Genomic DNA, 17673 nt, shown 5'->3' with positions numbered 1-17673 from the left:
GTCCGGAGCGCGAACGACCCCCATCGACCTCCGGCCCCCGCGCCGGAGGCCCCGTCGAACCGCTCCCCCGAGCCGGGGACGACATCCTCCCCGGAAATTGCGGAAGAACTTGCGTTGCTCGATCCGTCGCTCGGCACGATCGAGCCGCCGGTGCGGGCGGTGCTGTTCGGCCTGGCGCGCTTCGAACAGCACGGGCGCAGTCTCGCGCAGGCGCAGGCGGTCCAGGGCACGGCCGGCGCCGGCCAGTTCTTCCCCCGCCTGGATGACAACGTCGCGATGCTGCAGCAGACGCGGCGCCTGATCGAGAAGCGCCATCGCGACTTCCGCCATCTCGGCGCCGCCGGCAAATGGCTGCTGGACAACGCCGCCCTGATCGACGAACAGACGCATCAGGTGCGTCGCGGCCTGCCGCGCGGCTTCTTCCGATTGCTGCCGCGTCTGCGCGACGAGCCGCTCGCGGGCCTGCCCCGGATCTACGGCATCGCCTGGGCGTGGGTCGCGCACACCGACGGCGGCTTCGACACCGACCTGCTGGCCGCCTACCTGCGCGCCTACCAGGATGAGCGCGCGCTGTCGCTGGCCGAGCTCTGGGCGCTGCCCACGACGCTGCGGGTCGTGCTGGTCGAGAACCTGCGACGGCTGGCCGAGCGCTTCGCCACCCTGCAGGCCGCGCGCGACGTCGTCCACCACTGGTACGACGGCCATCCGGCAGGCGCCGGCATCGAGGCCATCACGCGGCTGGAGCCGCGCATGAAGGAACGCGGCGTCCTCGAGGCCTTCTGGCTGCAACTGGACCATCGCCTCGAGGAACTGCCGCAACCGCTGATGGGCGAACTGGCCGCGTGGCTGAGCACGCGCCTGCCCGCGCCCGCGCAGGCGCTGGCGCGCCAGCAGGACGAATCGATCCGCGACCTGCAGAGCATCCGCAACGCGATCACCGCGCTGCGTCGCATCGACCAGACGGACTGGCGCCGCCTGATCCAGACCGTCAGCCCGGTGATGCAGACGCTGGGGCAGTCGCCGGTGTTCGCCGCCGAGGCGGCGGACACGCAGGACATGACGCTGCACGAGATCGAGGAACTCGCGCGCAAGTGCGAGAAGAGCGAGCTCGACATCGCGCGCCAGCTGCTGGCGCTGACGCAGCGCGCCGGTCCGCCTCAGGACGGCGAACCCGACCGCCGCAGCGCGCCGATCTACTGGTGGCGCGGCGCCGGCCGGCCCACGCTGCTCGCGGCGCTGGGCCTGCAGGAGCGCCGCTGGCCGCCGCACGACACCGCGCGCGGTCAGCGCTGGGCGGCGGTCGCCTACCTGGGCGGCCTGACCTTGCTGGGCCTGCTCGGCCTGTACTGGCTCATGAGCCAGGCCCGTCCCGGCGCGGCGACCTGGCTGCTGTGGACGGCCGCAGTGCTGGCCGCCGGGCCGATCAGCGAAGCCGTCGTGGCCCTGACGAACCGCTGGATCAGCGAACTCGCCCGCCCTGCCCGCCTGCCTCGGCTGGACTTCTCCGCCGGCCTGCCCGACGCGGAACGCACGCTGGTCGTGATGCCAGTGCTGCTGCCCAACGAGGACGCCATCGCCCCGCTGATCGCACAGCTGGAACAGCACCACCTCGCCAACCCCGAGCGCCTGGTGCAGTTCGCGCTGCTCAGCGATCACGCCGATGCCTACGAGGAACATCAGCCCGGCGACACCATGATCGTGGTCACCGCGGCGGACGCGATCGCGGCGCTCAACGAGCGCCACGGACCGCTGGCCGACGGCCGGCCGCGTTTCCTTTTCCTGCATCGTCAGCGCGAGTGGTCCTCGACCGAACGCCGCTGGATCGGCTGGGAACGCAAGCGCGGCAAGATCGAGCTGCTGCTGCGCACGCTGGCGACCTCGGCCGGGACGTCCCCCTTCGTCGAATTCGGCGAGCTGTCCCGCCCCGCGCCCGGCGTGCGCCACCTGATCACGCTGGACGCGGACACCGACATGCCGCCGGGCCGCCTGCGCGCGCTCGTCGCCACCGCGGCGCATCCGGTGAATCGTCCCCGCATCGACGCCGCGAGCCGCCGCGTCGTCGAGGGCTACGCCATCCTGCAACCGCGCGTGCTCGCGCCCATGCCGGACGACAAGGAGAGCACGCCCTACCACCGCCTGTTCGTCGGCCAGTTCGGCATCGACCCCTACAGCGCGGTGAGCTCGGAAATCTTCCAGGACCTGTTCGGCGAAGGCAGCTTCACCGGCAAGGGCCTCCTGGACGTGCGCGCCTGCCATGCGGTGCTCGACGCGCGCCTGCCCGAGGGTCAGGTCTTGAGCCACGACCTGCTGGAAGGCAGCATCGCCCGCTGCGCCGGCGTGTCCGACATCTCGCTGGTCGAGGACTCGCCCATGCATGCGGATGTCTCGCATGCGCGGCTGCACCGCTGGACGCGCGGCGACTGGCAGTTGCTGCCGTTCATCGCGCGCGCCGGTCGCTACGGCATTCCGACGATCAACCGCTGGAAGCTGATCGACAACCTGCGCCGCTCGCTGGTCGCGCCGACGTCGCTCGGCCTGATGCTGCTGGTGCTGGGCACGGAGGTGCTGCCCTTCGGACTGACGCTGGCCCTCGTCGCCGCCGCCTTCGCGGTCGGACCGCTGGTCGGCGCGCTGGCCGGGCTGGTGCCCAGCCGCGACGGGCTGGCGCGCCGGCATTTCTACCGCGAGACCGCGCTCGACCTGCGTCGTGCGCTGGGGCTCGCGGTCTGGCACATCGCCCTGCTGCTGCACCTGTCGCTGCTCTACCTCGACGCGATCGGCCGCGCGATCTGGCGCCAGACCGTGTCGGGCCGGCACCTGCTGGAATGGACCACGGCCGCCGCCGCCCAGGCCGCGGCCAAACGCGACCTGAGGGCGCTCGTCCGCCAGCACCTGCGGGTGCCGATCGCGGCCGCGGTGCTCGGCGGCTTGCTGGCGATCGCCGCGCTCTCCGGCGCGCCGGTGAACGGCTCGGCCGCCCTGGTGATGCTGGTCGTGTGGGCGCTCTCCCCGCTGTGGATCTGGTGGGCCAGCGCGCCGCGGGCGACGCTGCTGCAGCGTGAGGCCGAGCTCGACCCTCAGGGTCGCGACTACCTCTGGCAGCTCGCGCGCGACACCTGGCGCTTCTACGACACGCACGTCGGCGCCGCCGACAACCACCTGCCGCCGGACAACGTGCAGCTGACGCCACACCTGCTGGTGGCGCACCGCACCTCGCCGACCAACATCGGCCTGTACCTGCTGACCGTCGCCTGCGCGCGCGAGATGGGGTTCATCGGCGTCGTGGCGATGACGGAACGGCTCTCGGCCACGCTGGACACGCTGGAACGCCTGCCGCGCTGGCACGGCCATTTCTACAACTGGTACGACACCGAATCGCTGGCCGTGCTGCCGCCGGGCTACGTGTCGGCGGTCGACAGCGGCAACTGCTCGGCGCACCTGCTGACGGTGGCGCGGGCCTGCGAAATGGCGGCGGAGATGACGCCGGACCAGCTCGCGCAGGCGCCGCGCGATGCGCTCGCGAAGGCGCTGCACCGGCTGCGGGTGATGCAGCCGCCGCTGGCCGGCGACGGGGTCCTGGCCGCGGGCGCCGCGCTGGTGGCGGCGCTGAGCGATCCGCGCAACGCCGACGCGGGCGCCGAGGAACAGCAGGCCGTGCTGCGCGCGCAGGTCGCGGCGTCGCGCGCGGAACTCGACGCCCTGGCCGCCGTCGAGGGCTACGAAGCCGCGCCCGCGCACTGGCTGCTGCGCGACCTGATCGCGCAGCTGGCATCGTTCTGGCGCGATCACGGCGCGGCCTTCGCCGAATCGCGCCAGCGCCTGCGCGAGCTGGCGCAGCGCGCGCGCCGGCTCGGCCTCGAGGCCGACTACCGCCCGCTCTTCGATCCCGAGCGTCGCCTGCTGCGCATCGGCTGGCGCGGCGACGCGCAGCAGCTCGACGACAACCACTACGACCTGCTGGCCAGCGAGGCGCGCCTCACCAGCCTGATCGCGATCGCCAAGGGCGACCTGCCGCCGGAGCACTGGCGCGCGCTGGGCCGGCCGTTCTTCTCGCGCGACGGGGCCGGCGCCGGTGCCGGCGACTCGCTGGGCCTGAAGTCGTGGACCGGCTCGATGTTCGAGTACCTGATGCCCTCGCTGGTGCTGCGCGAGCCGGCCAACAGCGCGCTGGGCCGCGCGATCCGCACGGCGGTGGCGGAGCAGCGTTTCGAGGCCCGCGACAAGGGTACGCCGTGGGGCATCTCCGAATCGGCGATCGCCGGCCAGGACCACACCCTCGCCTACCAGTACGGGCCGCAAGGCGTGCAGACGCTGGCGCTGGCGCGGCTGGCCGTCGACGAACGCGTGCTGGCGCCGTATGCGGCGGTGATGGCCGCCGTCGTCGCGCCGGTGCGGGTGGTCAGCAACCTGCAGGACTTCGAGCGCCTGGGGGCGCGCGGCGCGTTCGGCTTCATCGAGGCGGTGGACTACACGCCGCAGCGGCAGACGGCGGGCGCGGGTTTCACGCTGGTCCAGACCTACATGGCGCACCACCAGGCGATGGGGTTCGTCGCGCTGACCAACCTGCTGGCCGACGACGCGCCGCGCCGCTGGCTGATGAGCGATCCGCATGTGAAGGCGGTCGCGACGCTGCTGCACGAGCGGGCGCCGCGCGAGGTGGCGCCGCTGTCGACCGCGGTCGCGGATCTCGCGCCGCGCTCGCGTCAGGTGCGCAAGACACGCATGGTGCGCGAGAGCGAGCCGCTGACCGAGACGCTGCCGCTGACGCACATGCTGACCAACGGGCGCTATTCGGTGGTGCTGCGCAGCCACGGCGGCGGCTACAGCAACTGGGACGGCGTGGCGGTCACGCGCTGGCGCGACGATCTGCTGCGCGACCAGCACGGCAGCTTCACCATGCTGCGCCGCGCCGGCGAGGAGGACTGGTTCAGCAACACTGCCCGCCCGACGCCGGATCCGCGCGCCCGCTACGAGGCGCGCATGCAGGCCGAGCGCGTGCTGTTCGAGGCCACCTGGCCCGACCTCCAGAGTTGCACCACGGTATGGGTGAGTCCGGAGGACGACTGCGAGCTGCGCCAGGTGGAACTCACCAACCGCGGCAAGACGCCGCTGGCGCTGGACCTGGTGTCCTCCTTCGAGGCCACGCTCGCGCCGCAACGCAGCGACGAGGCCCACCCGGCCTTCTCCAACCTGTTCATCCAGGCCCGCTGGGACGAGGCGGAACACGCGCTGCACCTGCGGCGGCGCCCTCGCCTGTTCGACGAGGCCGCGATGCGCGCGGTGTTCTTCCTGGCCGGCGTGGACGACGGCGCGGCCTGCGCGAAAACGGCGCGACGCGACGGCGCACGGGACCTCGGCACGGGCGAGCGCCGTGACGGCGACGTGTACGGCGATGTGTACGGCGATGGCGACGGCGATGTCCGCCCCGACGGCTACACGCTGCGCGAGGTGCTGCCGATCGCCGATCGCGGACGCTGGCTCGGCCGCTACGGCAGCACGACACGCCCGGTCGGCGACGCGCGGCCGGAGTTCGTCGACGACGAGGCCGACGTCACCGCCGCGGGCGAACCGGGCCGGCTGCTCGACACCGGCCTCGATCCGATCGCCGGCCTGCGCGTCGGCCTGGACCTCGCGCCCGGGGCGACCGTGCGGCTGACCTTCTGCACGGCGGCCTCGCGCGACGGCGACCTGCTGCGCGCGCTGGTCGACAAATACCGGCAGCCGGCGCACGTGGAGCGCTCGGCCTCGATGTCGCACACGATGGGCGGCATCCGGCTGCGCGAACTGCAGTTCGACACCGCGACCTGGGGGGCGCTGCTGCAGCTCAACACGCTGGTCACCGGCCAGGCGGTGCGGGACCCCGCGCATGTCCGAGAGCCGCGCGGCCGCTGCGACCGCCGGGCGCTGTACCGCTTCGGGATCTCGGGTGACCGCCCGATCATCATGGTGACGATCACCGGCGAAGAAGGCATCGACCTGATCCGCGCGCTGAAGAAGGCGCTGCGCATGTGGACCACCCATGCGGTCGGCATCGACCTCGTCGTGCTGAACGAGGAACCGTCCTCGTACAACGCGCCCGTGCAGCAGGCGCTGCAGGCGCTGCAGGCGCGCCTGCAGGGGCAGGCGCAGGGTCGGCCGGGGCACCTGTGCTCCGCGCTGCACGTGCTGCGCGACGGCGATCTGCAGCCCGATGAGCGCTTCACGCTGCAGACCTTGACGCGGCTGCGACTGCAGGCCGACGGCCGTCCGCTGTCGCAGCAGCTCGAACGCTGGATCGAGGACACGGCACCGACCAACGAATCGCAGCGCCTGCCGGTGGCGCACGCGCTCGTGGAACGGCCCCGGCCGGAAACGACGCCGCGCCCGCCGGAAGGCCGCTTCGATCCGGACCACGGCGGTTTCTCCTTCGAGGTGTCCCCGGACCGGCATCCGTCCAAGCCGTGGGTGAACGTGCTCGCGAACCGGGACTTCGGCTGTCAGGTCACCGAGATCGCGGCGGGCTATACGTGGGCCGGCAACAGCCGCATGCATCAGGTCACGCCGTGGTCCAACGATCCGCTGATCGACCCGCCCGGCGAGTGGCTGCTGCTGCACGACCTGGACAACGACCGCGTCTGGCCGCTCGGCCGCCAGCTGCGCCGCGAGGCGCCGCTGTCGATCGAGCACGGCATCGGCTACTCGCGCAGCCGGCAGCGGCTGGGCGATCTCCAGGTGGAACTGTGCTGGTGCGTCGACCGTGACGCGTCGGTGAAGCAGGTGCAGGTGCGGATCGACTCCGCGGCCCGGACGCGCCGCCGCTTGCGGCTCGTTGCGCTGGCGGAGTGGCAGCTCGGCAGCGCGCGCAGCGAGCGTCTGTCGGTGACGACGCACAACGACTGGCTGACGGTCGGCGAACTGGGCGCGGGGCTGCCGCAGCCGGAACGCGCGCTCGCGCTGCAGGCCACGCAGCTCGACCACCTCGGCGGATTCGGCGACGCGACGGCGGCGTTGTGCATCCGCCCGAGACAACGAGGCGACGGCGCCGATGCGCGTGGCGCGGGCAGCCTCGGCGGTGCGGGCGGTACCGCCGGCGGCGACGCCGGTCCGGGCCGCGTGCGCCTCGATCAGCAGGACTGGACCTGCGACCGGCGGGAGTTCTTCGACAGCGCCGGCCGCATGGTGCTGCCGAAGACGCTCGGCGGTCGCGTCGGGAGCGGGCTCGACGCCTGCGCCGCACTGTCGGCGCGGCTGGAGCTCGATGCTTCGCAGCCGGCGGAGTTGACCGTGCTGCTGGGTCACGCGCCTTCACCGCAGGCCGCGCATGCGCTGATGGAGGCGGCGTGGAAGGTCGATCCGGCGGTGCGCCTGGACCGGCAGCGGCGGCAATGGCCGGAGCTGCTGGGCGGGCTGCAGGTGTCGACGCCGGATCCCCGCTTCGACGCGCTCACCAACCACTGGCTTCCGTACCAGACGCTGGTCTGCCGCATGTGGGCGCGCGCCGGCTTCTACCAGGCGGGCGGCGCCTTCGGTTATCGCGACCAGTTGCAGGACGCGATGGCGCTGACGGACGTCGCGCCGCAGCTGCTGGCCGACCAGATCCGCCGCAGCGCGGCGAGGCAGTTCCCCGAGGGCGACGTGCAGCACTGGTGGCACGAACCCGGCGGCGCGGGCGTGCGGACGCATTTCTCGGACGATCGCCTGTGGCTGCCGTATGCGCTCGCGCACTACCTGGTCCGGACCGGCGACCTGACGCTGCTCGAGGACGGCGTGCCCTTCCTCAACGGGCAGCAGGTGCCCGAAGGCGCCGAGGACATCTACGAGAGTCCGCGCACCGACGGCCCGACGGCGTCGGTCTACGAGCATGCGGCGCGTGCCATCGACCGCAGCCTGGACAGCGGCGCGCACGGCCTGCCGCTGTTCGGCACCGGCGACTGGAACGACGGCATGAACCGCGTCGGCCACGAGGGCAAGGGCGAGTCGGTGTGGATGGCGTGGTTCCTGGCGCAGGTGATCGAGGACTTCGCGCCGGTCGCGACCGCGCGCGGCGAGCACGAGCGCGTGCAGCGCTGGAAGGCCGCGCGCGATGGCTGGATCGCGGCGCTGGACGGCCCCGGCTGGGACGGCCAGTGGTACCGGCGCGGCTTCTTCGACGACGGCTCGCCGCTGGGATCGTCGGAGAACACGGAGTGCAAGATCGACCTGATCGCGCAGAGCTGGTCGGTCCTGACCGCGGCGGCCGATCCGGCGCATGCGCGGCAGGCGATGGCGAGCGCCTGCGCGCACCTGCTCGATCCGGTGGCGAAGCTCGCGCGGCTGCTGCATCCGCCGCTGGCGATGGCGCAACCGAGCGCGGGCTACATCCAGTCCTACGCGCCCGGCGTGCGCGAGAACGGCGGCCAGTACAACCACGCGGCGGTGTGGGCGCTGATGGCGCTGGCGCGGCTGGGGCAGCGCGACACGATGTGGCAGGTCTACACCGGGTTGAGCCCGGCGCATCGCTGGGCCGATCCGCGGCTGGGCCCGACGTACGCGATCGAACCCTACGTGATGGCCGGCGACATCTATTCACACGCGCCGTGGGTCGGGCGCGGCGGGTGGAGCTGGTACAGCGGTTCTGCGGGCTGGCTGCTGCGGGCGTCGCTGGAATCGATCTGCGGCGTCGTCGTCGAGCAGGGTCGGCTGCGCGTCAACGCCTGCCTGCCGGTCCACTGGGACCAGGCCGAGGTGCGCATCCGGCATCAGGACCGCTGGCTGCGCATCATCGTCTGCGCCAACGAGACGGCCTGCCGCGCCGCGCAGACGCGCGAGCCCGGCGCGCGTCGCGAGAACGCGGGCGAAGCGATCGAGCTGTCGTCACTGTCGCCGGACCAGGCGCTGGTGGTCGTCAGCGTGCCGGAGACGGTGCGCTTGCCGGAAGCGGCGGAGTTGCGAACGACGGGCCGGTGAGGGGCCGGTGACGGGCCGGTGACGGGGCGGCATGCGGGGCAGAATGCCTCGCATGCCCTTTCATCATCCCGATCAGATGCTTCAGGACCGCTTCGTCGCGGATCTGCTGACCAACCCCAACAACCGCGCGATCCTGGACCGCTGGGAGGCGCTGGCGCTGCCCGACGGCTGGCTGGTCGCGGGCTGCCTGTTCCAGACCGTCTGGAACCTGCGGGACGGCCGGCCGCCGACGGCGGACATCAAGGACTACGACCTCTTCTACTTCGATCCGGATGACCTGAGCCGCGAGGCCGAGCGCCGCGTCCAGGCCCGCGCGGACGCGGTGCTGGGCGACCTGGGCATCACCGTCGAGGCGGCGAACCAGGCGCGCGTGCATCTCTGGTACGAGGAGGACTTCGGTGAGTCGTACCAGCCCTTGCACAGCTCGCGCGACGGCATCGAGCGCTTCCTGGTGCCGTCGACCTGCGTCGGCGTGCGGCCCGGCGAGGTCTACGCGCCGTACGGCCTGGAAGGCCTGTACCGCGGCGTGCTCGCGATGAATCCGCTGGTGCCGCATCGCGCGCTGTTCGAAGGCAAGGCAGCGTCGTACCAGCGGCGCTGGCCGTGGCTGACGATCGAGCGTCCTGCGTAGCCGCGCGGACGCCGCTGCACTTGCTGTCCTCTGGCTCGAGCGATAAGTCGAGCGATAAGTCGAGCGGCAGGCGAAGCGGCGCGCGCCATCGGGCGGCCCTGCGACTGCCGCGCCGTATCAGTCCGTCGCTTTCGCCGCCGTTGCTGGCCCCGCAGCCGATGTCGATGCCGTTGCTGCTCCCGTCAACGCCTCGAACCCTGCCTTCTTCACCGCCTCATCGATGGTCGGCATCAGCTTGCGCGCGGCCTCCAGGTCCTGCCGGCCCTTCTCCGCCTCGTTGAGCTTGAGGTGCGCCAGCGCGCGTCCGTAGAGCGGCCAGGCCCAGGATCTGAGTTCGATCGTTTTGTCGAAGGCCTTTTTCGCGCGAGCCGCATCGCCCAGGCGCAGGTAAGTCCACCCGAGGCTGTCGCGATACGCCGCCGTGTCCCCGTCGAGGTCGACGGCCTCCTTGCAGTCGTCCAGCCCCAACGGCACGTCGATGTTCATCCGCGCCCGCAGCCAGCAGCGGCCGTTGTACGCCGACGCCCGTCGCTGGTCGTTCGGATGGCTCTTGATCCAGAGTTCGTACTGCTTCAAGGCCTCCGGCACCTGATCGAAGCCGGCGTGGTAATCCGCCATCGTCGCGCGCAGGTTGGACGCGGCCGGCAATGACGCATCGAGCGCCACCAGATCCGCCTTCGCGCCGTCACGGTCGCCTGCAGCCACGCGCAGCGGCACGCGGCGCAGACGCGCCTCGGCCAGCGAGGGATCCAGTGTCAACGCCGTGTCCAGATCCGCCAGCGCCAGCTTGGGTTGCTTCATCGCCTGATGCACGCGCGAGCGCGCATCGAAGCAGACGGCCAGGTCGGGCTTGAGTTCGCAGGCGCGGCCGATGTCGTCCAGCGCGCGTTTCGGATCGCCCGCAACCAGCGCCGCGGAGCCGCGCCGCAGCAGTCCGTCGGCATCGTCCGCGGCGATCTCCTCCGCCTTGGCGGCATAACGCTGGTCGTAGTTGGCCGCATCGGCCGCGCGTCCCTGCGCGAAGATCGGCCCGCCGTTCCAGGTCGCATAGACCTTGCCCTGCAGCCGCGACACGTAGACCCGGTGCGACAGGAAGTAGTCCAGCCCCAGCAGCATCCCGTGGTCATAGCTGTCCACGTCGGAGATCGGCAGCCGGTTGTGGGAGATCTTCTCGCCGCCCAGTTCGAAGCTCGCGATGTCGGCGATCCACTGTTCGGCGTAACCGGCGCCGATCCCGCTGGCCCGGCCGTGGGACTTCATGTCTTCCTGCCGGATCCCGGCCCGCCGTGCCGCCCTCAGCGACAGCGAGGTTCCCGGCGCGCCCGTGTCCATCAGCGCCGTGACGCGCTCGCCGTTGATCTTCGTGAGAACGCGCACCGCCGTGTCGTTGCGGCGGCCGCTGGTCTCGATGGGCGCCTCGATCACCGGCGCGTCGCCGGCCCAATAGGCCAGGTTGGCCTTCTCGCAATCGCCCTTGGGGAAGACCAGCCGCAGCACGCCGTGCGCGAGGTCGTATTCGGTGTCCGCCGCCGACAGGAAGTTGCGGCCCAGGATGCCCATGATCCCGGCGTTGAGCTCGTTGCCGCCGACGAAGAAGTCGACCTTCTTCAGCGTCGCCAGCTGCAGGCCGACCTCATCCACGGTCGTGACGCGCAGCGCCTCGACCGCCCCCGCATGGCCCTGGATGGTGAAGCCGTTCGGCGGCCGCCGCAGCTTCAGGTTCAATTGCGCCGCCGTGGCCGCGCTCATCATGCTGTAGAAGGCGCCGCTGTCGACCAGCATCGGCACCTCGACCCCGTTGAGTTGCACGGTGGCCACCGGCCGGTGGTCGATCAGTCGCACGGGGATGTCCATCGTCTCGATGGCGCAGCGTCCCGGCTCGCCGGCCGCGAACGCCGCCAGCGGCGCGACAAGGGTCAGGACAGCCGCCAGCAGCGGCGCGGAACAGGCAGTCAGGCAGACAGGCAGGCGTTGGTTCAATGGGCCCTCCCTGGGCATCAAGTCCTGCGGGCGGTGTTCCGCCCGTCACGACCGGCGACGATACCCGTGTCGCCCGCCGCCCACGACCCTCCCGAAGGGGGAATCGACGTGCGCGCCATACGCCAGGCCAACGCTCTACGCCACCTCAACGTCTCATCAACGTCCCATCAACGGCTCCCCAACGCCACTTCACGCGACTTCAACGCCCCTTCATCGCCCCTTCAACGCCCCTTCAATGAGTGCTCTACGTCGCCGTCCACGTCGCGCGCGACGGTCTTGGCGAACACCGGTCCGCCGTTCCACGTCAGGTACACCTTGCCCTGCGTCCGGGAGACCAGGATGCGGTGAGCCAGGAAGTAGTCCAGGCCCAGCAGCAGGTCGTCCCCCATGGCGTCGGTGTCCGCCACCCCGAAGGAGATGTTGCCCACGCGTTCGCCGCCGAGCTCGAAGCTGTCGAACTTCGCGCGCCAGTGCTTCACACGAACCGGACCCATGCCGCCGACATGACCGGCCTCGCTGAGGTCGCCCTGGCTCACACCGGCGCGTTTCGCGGCGTCCAGCGTCAACGTCGTCCTGGAGGCGCCGGAGTCCATCAGCGCCTGCATCGACGTCCCGTTGATCCGGACCCTCACCGACACCTGGTGGTTGTCCTTGTGGCCGTCCGACTCCAGCGGCACCATCACCACGGGCATCTCCTTGGGTGCCCAGTAGGCCATGTCCACCCGCGAGCAGTCGCCCTTCGGGAACATCAGGCGCACCATGCCGTTGGCCAGGTCGTACTCCGTGTCGCCGGCCGCCAGGATGTTGCGGCCCAGCAGCCCCTGGATGCCGGCGCCCATCTCGTTGCCGCCGACGACGAAGTCGATCCTCGCCAATGTGCCGCCCAGCAGGCCCACCTTGTCCACGCGCGTGCGGTGCGCCTCGAAGCGCCCGGTGTAGCCGATCAGGCGCATGCCCTCGGGCAAGTTGAGCTTGGGCAGCTTCAACTGCTCCGCCGTCGACGGCGTGAGCATGCTGTAGAAGGCGCCGCTGTCGACGAGCATCCGCACCTTCTCGCCGTTGAGGGTCAGCGTCGCGACCGGTGCGCCGTCCTCCATCGTGACCGGCAACTCATAGGTCGACAGCTCGCAGGCGGCCTGCGCCGTCGAGATCGCCCAGACCCCCGCCAGCAGCGCGCAGGCGCTGCGCGTGCGCTCCCATCCCGTTTTCATCCTTTATCGCCCCGTCGCCGCCGGCGTCAGCGCCTTCGCCCACAGTGCCGCCGCGCGCGCCGTGCCTTCCACGGTGAAGTGGCAGCCGTTGCGCAGCGTCGGGCCGAGCGTGTCCGTGTCCGGTCCCGCGCGGAAGCCGCTGTCGGGAATCGCCAGCAGTTCGCGCACGGCCTCGCGCACCTGGCCGCCGTCGGCCGGCGGGCAATAGGTGGAACGCGCGATCCACCACGGCGCGTCGACGCCGCGCGCCGCGACGCCCGCCCGCAGCGCGGCCAGCGCGTCGCGGTAGTCGGCCATGGCCGTGCGCGCGCGCGCATCGGCCTCGCCCTGCTGCCACAGCACCGCGGCCACCGGCCAGCGCGTGCCCTTGATGCGGTCCATCTGCGTCTGCCAGTAGCTGCGCAGCGCACTGTCCGGATCGGTCCATTCGGCGATCGAGCTGCCGTCCACCGCCACCATCGCCCAGACGATCGGACGGCCCGACCAGCGCCCGCCCAGCGCCTGGTTGACCGCCGGCCAGATGCTGCCGCCGGTCCCGGTCGCGCCGGGCACGGGCGAGCTGGCCAGCCCGCAGCCGCCCAGGTGCAGCACCGGCATCGGCGGCACCGGCGCGGCGGCCGCCGGGATCGGATCGGCGTGGTTGGCCGCGTTGGACTGCCCCATCACCACGATCACCACGGGCGGTTCGTTCTTGAACACGGTGCCGCAATCGGGTGCCGTCACCGGCATGTCATGGATGGTGGCGATGCGCGCCGCGAGGTCATCCGCCGGCGTCGACGGTTTGCCCTGGCGCAGCATCGCCACGCCGGCGGCGATCATGCCGCCGCAGGACAGCAGCGCCACCGCGCCGATCGCCAGCGGGATCAGGGAATTCTTGCGTTCTTCGGTCATCGGGATCGTCGTCGGCTGAGAGAGCGGAGCGCGCATTGTCTCCGCCCCGCGATCAGCTTCCCGCAGTCGCCGCCTTCGGTCTCGGCTGCCGCGCCCGATAGCGGTCGCGGATCCAGCGCATGCCCGGCCGTTCCACCAGCGTCGTCAGGCCGTGCGCGAGCGCCATGGACAGGGCCATGGTCAGCGCGATGGCAAGGTGCACCTCGACCCCCCACCCTTCGAGCCGGCGCAGCACGGCCCAGCCGATGTTCTCGTGCAGCAGGTACAGCGTGTACGAGATCGCGCCCAGCCAGAGCAGCACCCGGTGTTCCAGCCAGCTCCAGCGTCCGCGCGCCGCGCCGAACAGCACCGCGTAAAACACCACCCCGAGTGCCGCGAGGCCCCAGTCCTCGACGAGACCGATGACCAGCAGCGCGGCGGCCGCCAAGGCCCAGTCCCACGCCGACCTCGCGTCCTCGCGACTCAGGCGGTAGACCGTCACGCCGAGGGCGAACCAGCAGATGAAGGGCAGCAGCAGCCAGCGCTGTCCCATCCACGGGAGGTCGATGCCCCAGAAGGTCTTCGCCGCCGCATAGACCAGCCGCAGCGCCAGACACGCGAAGAGGAAATGACGCAGCCCCGCCGCGCCGCCGAAGCGGAAGCTCAGCAGCGCCCAGGCGTAGAACAGCAGCTCCACTTCCAGTGTCCAGTAGACCCCGTCGACGTGCGGCACGCCGAAGAAGCCCTGCACCATCGTCACGTTGACCAGCAGCACGTCCCAGCCCACGGTCTTGCCGGGCAGCCCGATCGCATGGGTCAGCGCGAAGGTCAGCAGGATCGCGCCCCAGTACGCCGGGTACAGCCGGCTGAAGCGCGAGACGACGAAATCCAGGGGCCGCGCCGTGCGCTCCAGCGTCATGAAGATGACGAAGCCGCTGATCATGAAGAACAGGTTGACGCCGAGGTACCCGAGCGGGAACGAGACCAGCGGCGCCTGCGCGTGGCCGAAGAGCTGGTCGTAGCGCGTCGTGTAATGGAACAGCACCACCGCCATCGCCGCGATGCCGCGCAGCGCATCGAGCTGCGCCAGGCGCGGCGCGGAACTCACACCAGGACCTCGGCAGCGCCCGGGTGGCTCAGGAAGCCCTGCGGACTGGCCGTGATGCCATAGGCGCCGGACTGGAAGACGACGACCAGATCGCCGGGCTCGGCGTGCGCCAGGCTCATGCGCTCGCCCAGCAGGTCCAGCGGCGTGCACAGCGGTCCGACCACGGACACGCCGGCTTCCGGCTCGCCGCCCATGCGGTTGCCGATGGCCACCGGGTAGTTCTTGCGGATCACCTGGCCGAAGTTGCCCGAGGCCGCCAGGTGGTGGTGCAGCCCGCCGTCGGTGACCAGGAAGACCTGCCCCCGCGAGACCTTGCGGTCGACGACGCGGCACACGTAGACGCCGGCCTCGCCGACCAGGTAGCGCCCGAGTTCCACGACCAGCTTGGCCTGCGGCAGCTCGACCGCCGCGCGTTCGATCAGCGCGGCCAGGTTGGCGGCGATGGGCGCCAGGTCCAGGCGCTGCTCGCCGGGGAAATACGGGATGCCGAAGCCGCCGCCGAGGTTCAGCACCTTCACCGGCGCTGGCGCGTCCTGGGCCAGGCGCAGCGCGAGTTCGAAGCTCTTGAGCTGCGCCTCGACGATGGCCTCGGGCTTGAGGTTCTGCGAGCCGGCGAAAAGATGGAAACCCTCGAAGCCGAGGCCCGCCTCGCCGATGCGCGCCAGCAGTTCCGGCACCTGCTCGGCGTCGACGCCGAACTGCTTCGGACCGCCGCCCATCTTCATGCCCGAGGACTTCAGCTCGAAGTCCGGATTGACGCGCACCGCGACGCGCGCCGCGTAGCCGGTCTCCGCGCACAGCGTGCGCAGCAGCTCGACCTCGCGGAACGATTCGATGTTGATCAGGATGCCGGCGGCCAGCGCCTGCTTCAGCTCCAGCGCGCTCTTGCCGGGACCGGCGAAGCTGATCTCGCGCGGATCGCCGCCGGCGTCCAGCGCGACCTGCAGTTCGCCGCCGGAGGCGACGTCGATGCCGTCCACCAGCGTGGCCAGATGCGCGACCAGCGCCGGCATCGGGTTGGCCTTCATCGCGAAGTGGAGTTCCAGCTTCGCGGGCATCGCGGCGCGGAGTTCCTCGACGCGGCGCGTCAGCAGCGCGCGGTCGTGGGCGTAGAACGGCGTGCGGCCCACGCGGTCCGCGAGCCGCGTCAGCGGCTGGCCGCCGATCAGCAGCACGCCGTCGCGCGCGCTGAACTGGTCCATGGGCGCGTGTCGCGGCGCGGCCTTGGCGGGCGCTGCGGTCACCGCAGCGGGGGTCTTGTCGTCGGTGTTCACGGCGGTCACGGGGTTCTTCACTGGGCGTCCTGCTTCGCGACCCATTCGGTGCTCAGCAGCTTGCGATCGATCTTGCCGTTGGGATTGCGCGGCAGCGGGCCGGCCTGCGCCTCGACGCCGGCGGGAATCATGTACGCCGGCATCCGGGCCTTGCACTGCGCCAGCAACGCGGCAGCGTCGAGCGCGTCGGCGCCGGCCGGCGGCGTCGCGATCACCTGGATCGTCTGACCCAGCGTCGCGTGGTCGACGCCGAAGGCGACGCATTCGCCGACCAGTTGCGTCGCATACAGGATCTCCTCGACCTCGGTCGGGCTGACGCGGTAGCCCGAGGTCTTGATCATCTCGTCGCGCCGGCCGATGAAGTACAGGAAACCTTCGGCGTCCTGGCGCACGTTGTCACCGGAGAAGACCGCGTACTCCGGCAGCTGCAGGCCGGCTTCGCGTCCAGCCGCGCCGGGCGGCAGCAGCTTGTAGCGCTCGGCCGTCTTCTCGGCGTCGTTCCAGTAGCCCATGCCGACCAGGGCGCCGCGGTGCACCAGCTCGCCGGGCTCGTCGGGCGCACACGGCGTGCCGTCCTCGCGCAGCACGAGGATCTCGGCGTTCGGGATCGCCTTGCCGATCGAATCGGGCCGGCGGTCGACCTCCTCCGGCGGCAGGTAGGTGGAGCGGAAGGCTTCCGTCAGTCCGTACATCAGGAAGGGCTGCGCCGACGGCACGCGCTCGCGCAGCAGGTTCAGCGTCTCGCGCGGCATGCGCCCGCCGGTGTTGGCGAAGTAACGCAGCTGCTGGTCGATCGCGGCCGGCCACTCCAGCTGCGCGAGCTGGATGTACAGCGGCGGCACGGCCGTCAGGCCGGTGATGCGGTCGCGTTCCAGCGCCTTGAGCACGTCGCGCGGCATCAGGTAGTTCAGCAGCGACACCGACGCGCCGGCGTGGAAGGCCGTCGTCAGCTGGCTGAAGCCGGCATCGAAGGACAGCGGCAGCGCGGCGAGCAGCCGGTCCTCGGGCCGGTTGCCGAGGTAGCTGGCGACGCTCTTCGCCCCGGCCACCATGTTGCGGTGCGACAGCACCACGCCCTTGGGCCGGCCGGTCGAGCCGGAGGTGTAGAGGATGGCCACCATGTCGGTGTCGATGACGCGATGGCCCGCCCGGGCCGGCGCGTCCAGCAGGTCGCTGTAACGCCACCAGCCGTCCGGCGTCGCGTCGGGCGCCGGATCCACCACCACGACGTGCCGCACCGACGGGCATTCCGCCAGCACCGTCCGCAGCGACGCGAACCGGTCGCGCGAGGTGATCAGCACGCGCACGTCGCAATCGCGCACGATGAAGCCGACCTGCTCCGGCTTGAGGATGGGGTTGACCGGCACGAACACGCCGCCGGCGGCCGGCGCGGCGAAGCTGGCGACGACCGTCTCCAGCCGCTTGTCCAGGTAGATGCCGACGCGCTCCGCCCGCGCCAGGCCCAGCGACAGCAGGCCGTTGGCGAGCGCGCGCACCTGCGCGGCCAGTCCGGCGTAATCCAGCGCGCGGGCCGACGCACCGGCGCCGTCGCGCAGCGCGGGCGCCGCCGGATCGCGGTCGGCGCTGTGCCAGATCAGGTGCGCAAGCAGGTGGCTGTCGGTGGCGGCGGTCATCAAAAAAGTATCTCACGCGCCCCCGCGGCAATCCCTCACG

The 17673-nt window shown here is 71.5% G+C and carries 8 protein-coding genes; 2 read left to right on the top strand and 6 right to left on the bottom strand.

The genetic code is table 11. From position 1 onward, the window contains the following. Positions 1 to 114: 114 nt before the first annotated feature. Together PV762_RS03195 and PV762_RS03190 are read left to right on the top strand one after the other, a co-directional pair. Positions 115 to 8925 (top strand): GH36-type glycosyl hydrolase domain-containing protein, encoded by an 8811-nt coding sequence (locus PV762_RS03195; protein ID WP_421033571.1) that lies wholly within the window; start codon positions 115 to 117, stop codon positions 8923 to 8925. Between the two features lie 52 nt (positions 8926 to 8977). Then, complete coding sequence (locus PV762_RS03190; protein WP_421033570.1) at positions 8978 to 9556, top strand: nucleotidyltransferase family protein; 579 nt, start codon at positions 8978 to 8980, stop codon at positions 9554 to 9556. 117 nt (positions 9557 to 9673) lie between these two features. Here the strand turns inward: PV762_RS03190 and PV762_RS03185 are convergent, their stop codons facing one another. From PV762_RS03185 to PV762_RS03160, 6 genes are all read right to left on the bottom strand, one after another. After that, a complete protein-coding gene (locus tag PV762_RS03185) occupies positions 9674 to 11536 on the bottom strand; it encodes a retroviral-like aspartic protease family protein (protein ID WP_421033569.1) in 1863 nt (620 codons plus the stop codon). Between the two features lie 221 nt (positions 11537 to 11757). After that, entirely contained in the window at positions 11758 to 12747 is a 990-nt protein-coding gene (locus PV762_RS03180; RefSeq protein WP_421033568.1) for an aspartyl protease family protein, read from the bottom strand. A 3-nt stretch (positions 12748 to 12750) separates the two neighbouring features. Further along, on the bottom strand, positions 12751 to 13638 hold the full coding sequence (locus PV762_RS03175) for a sialate O-acetylesterase (RefSeq protein WP_421033567.1): 888 nt from the start codon (positions 13636 to 13638) through the stop codon (positions 12751 to 12753). A gap of 52 nt (positions 13639 to 13690) precedes the next feature. Beyond that, the gene (locus PV762_RS03170; RefSeq protein WP_421033566.1) at positions 13691 to 14725 is read right to left on the bottom strand and encodes an acyltransferase family protein; all 1035 of its coding nucleotides are present in this window, start codon (positions 14723 to 14725) and stop codon (positions 13691 to 13693) included. Continuing rightward, positions 14722 to 15927 (bottom strand): pyridoxal-dependent decarboxylase, exosortase A system-associated, encoded by a 1206-nt coding sequence (locus tag PV762_RS03165; RefSeq protein ID WP_421033718.1) that lies wholly within the window; start codon positions 15925 to 15927, stop codon positions 14722 to 14724. Before PV762_RS03165 ends, PV762_RS03170 begins: the two co-directional genes overlap by 4 nt. 89 nt (positions 15928 to 16016) lie before the next feature. Next, on the bottom strand, positions 16017 to 17633 hold the full coding sequence (locus PV762_RS03160; RefSeq protein WP_421033565.1) for an acyl-CoA ligase (AMP-forming), exosortase A system-associated: 1617 nt from the start codon (positions 17631 to 17633) through the stop codon (positions 16017 to 16019). Positions 17634 to 17673 lie beyond the last annotated feature (40 nt).

It is taken from the genome of Mitsuaria sp. CC2, assembly GCF_048957715.1.
Classification (GTDB): domain Bacteria; phylum Pseudomonadota; class Gammaproteobacteria; order Burkholderiales; family Burkholderiaceae_C; genus Roseateles.
The sequence above is the reverse complement of the archived record's forward strand: the minus strand, read 5'-3'. Positions and strand labels throughout refer to the sequence as shown.

Bases quoted from the DNA above. Each gene is read 5' to 3' on its own strand.
- PV762_RS03190 (WP_421033570.1), top strand. From the start codon at position 8,978: ATGCCCTTTCATCATCCCGATCAGATGCTTCAGGACCGCTTCGTCGCG.
- PV762_RS03180 (WP_421033568.1), bottom strand. From the start codon at position 12,747: ATGAAAACGGGATGGGAGCGCACGCGCAGCGCCTGCGCGCTGCTGGCG.
- PV762_RS03175 (WP_421033567.1), bottom strand. From the start codon at position 13,638: ATGACCGAAGAACGCAAGAATTCCCTGATCCCGCTGGCGATCGGCGCG.
- PV762_RS03165 (WP_421033718.1), bottom strand. From the start codon at position 15,927: ATGGACCAGTTCAGCGCGCGCGACGGCGTGCTGCTGATCGGCGGCCAG.
- PV762_RS03160 (WP_421033565.1), bottom strand. From the start codon at position 17,633: ATGACCGCCGCCACCGACAGCCACCTGCTTGCGCACCTGATCTGGCAC.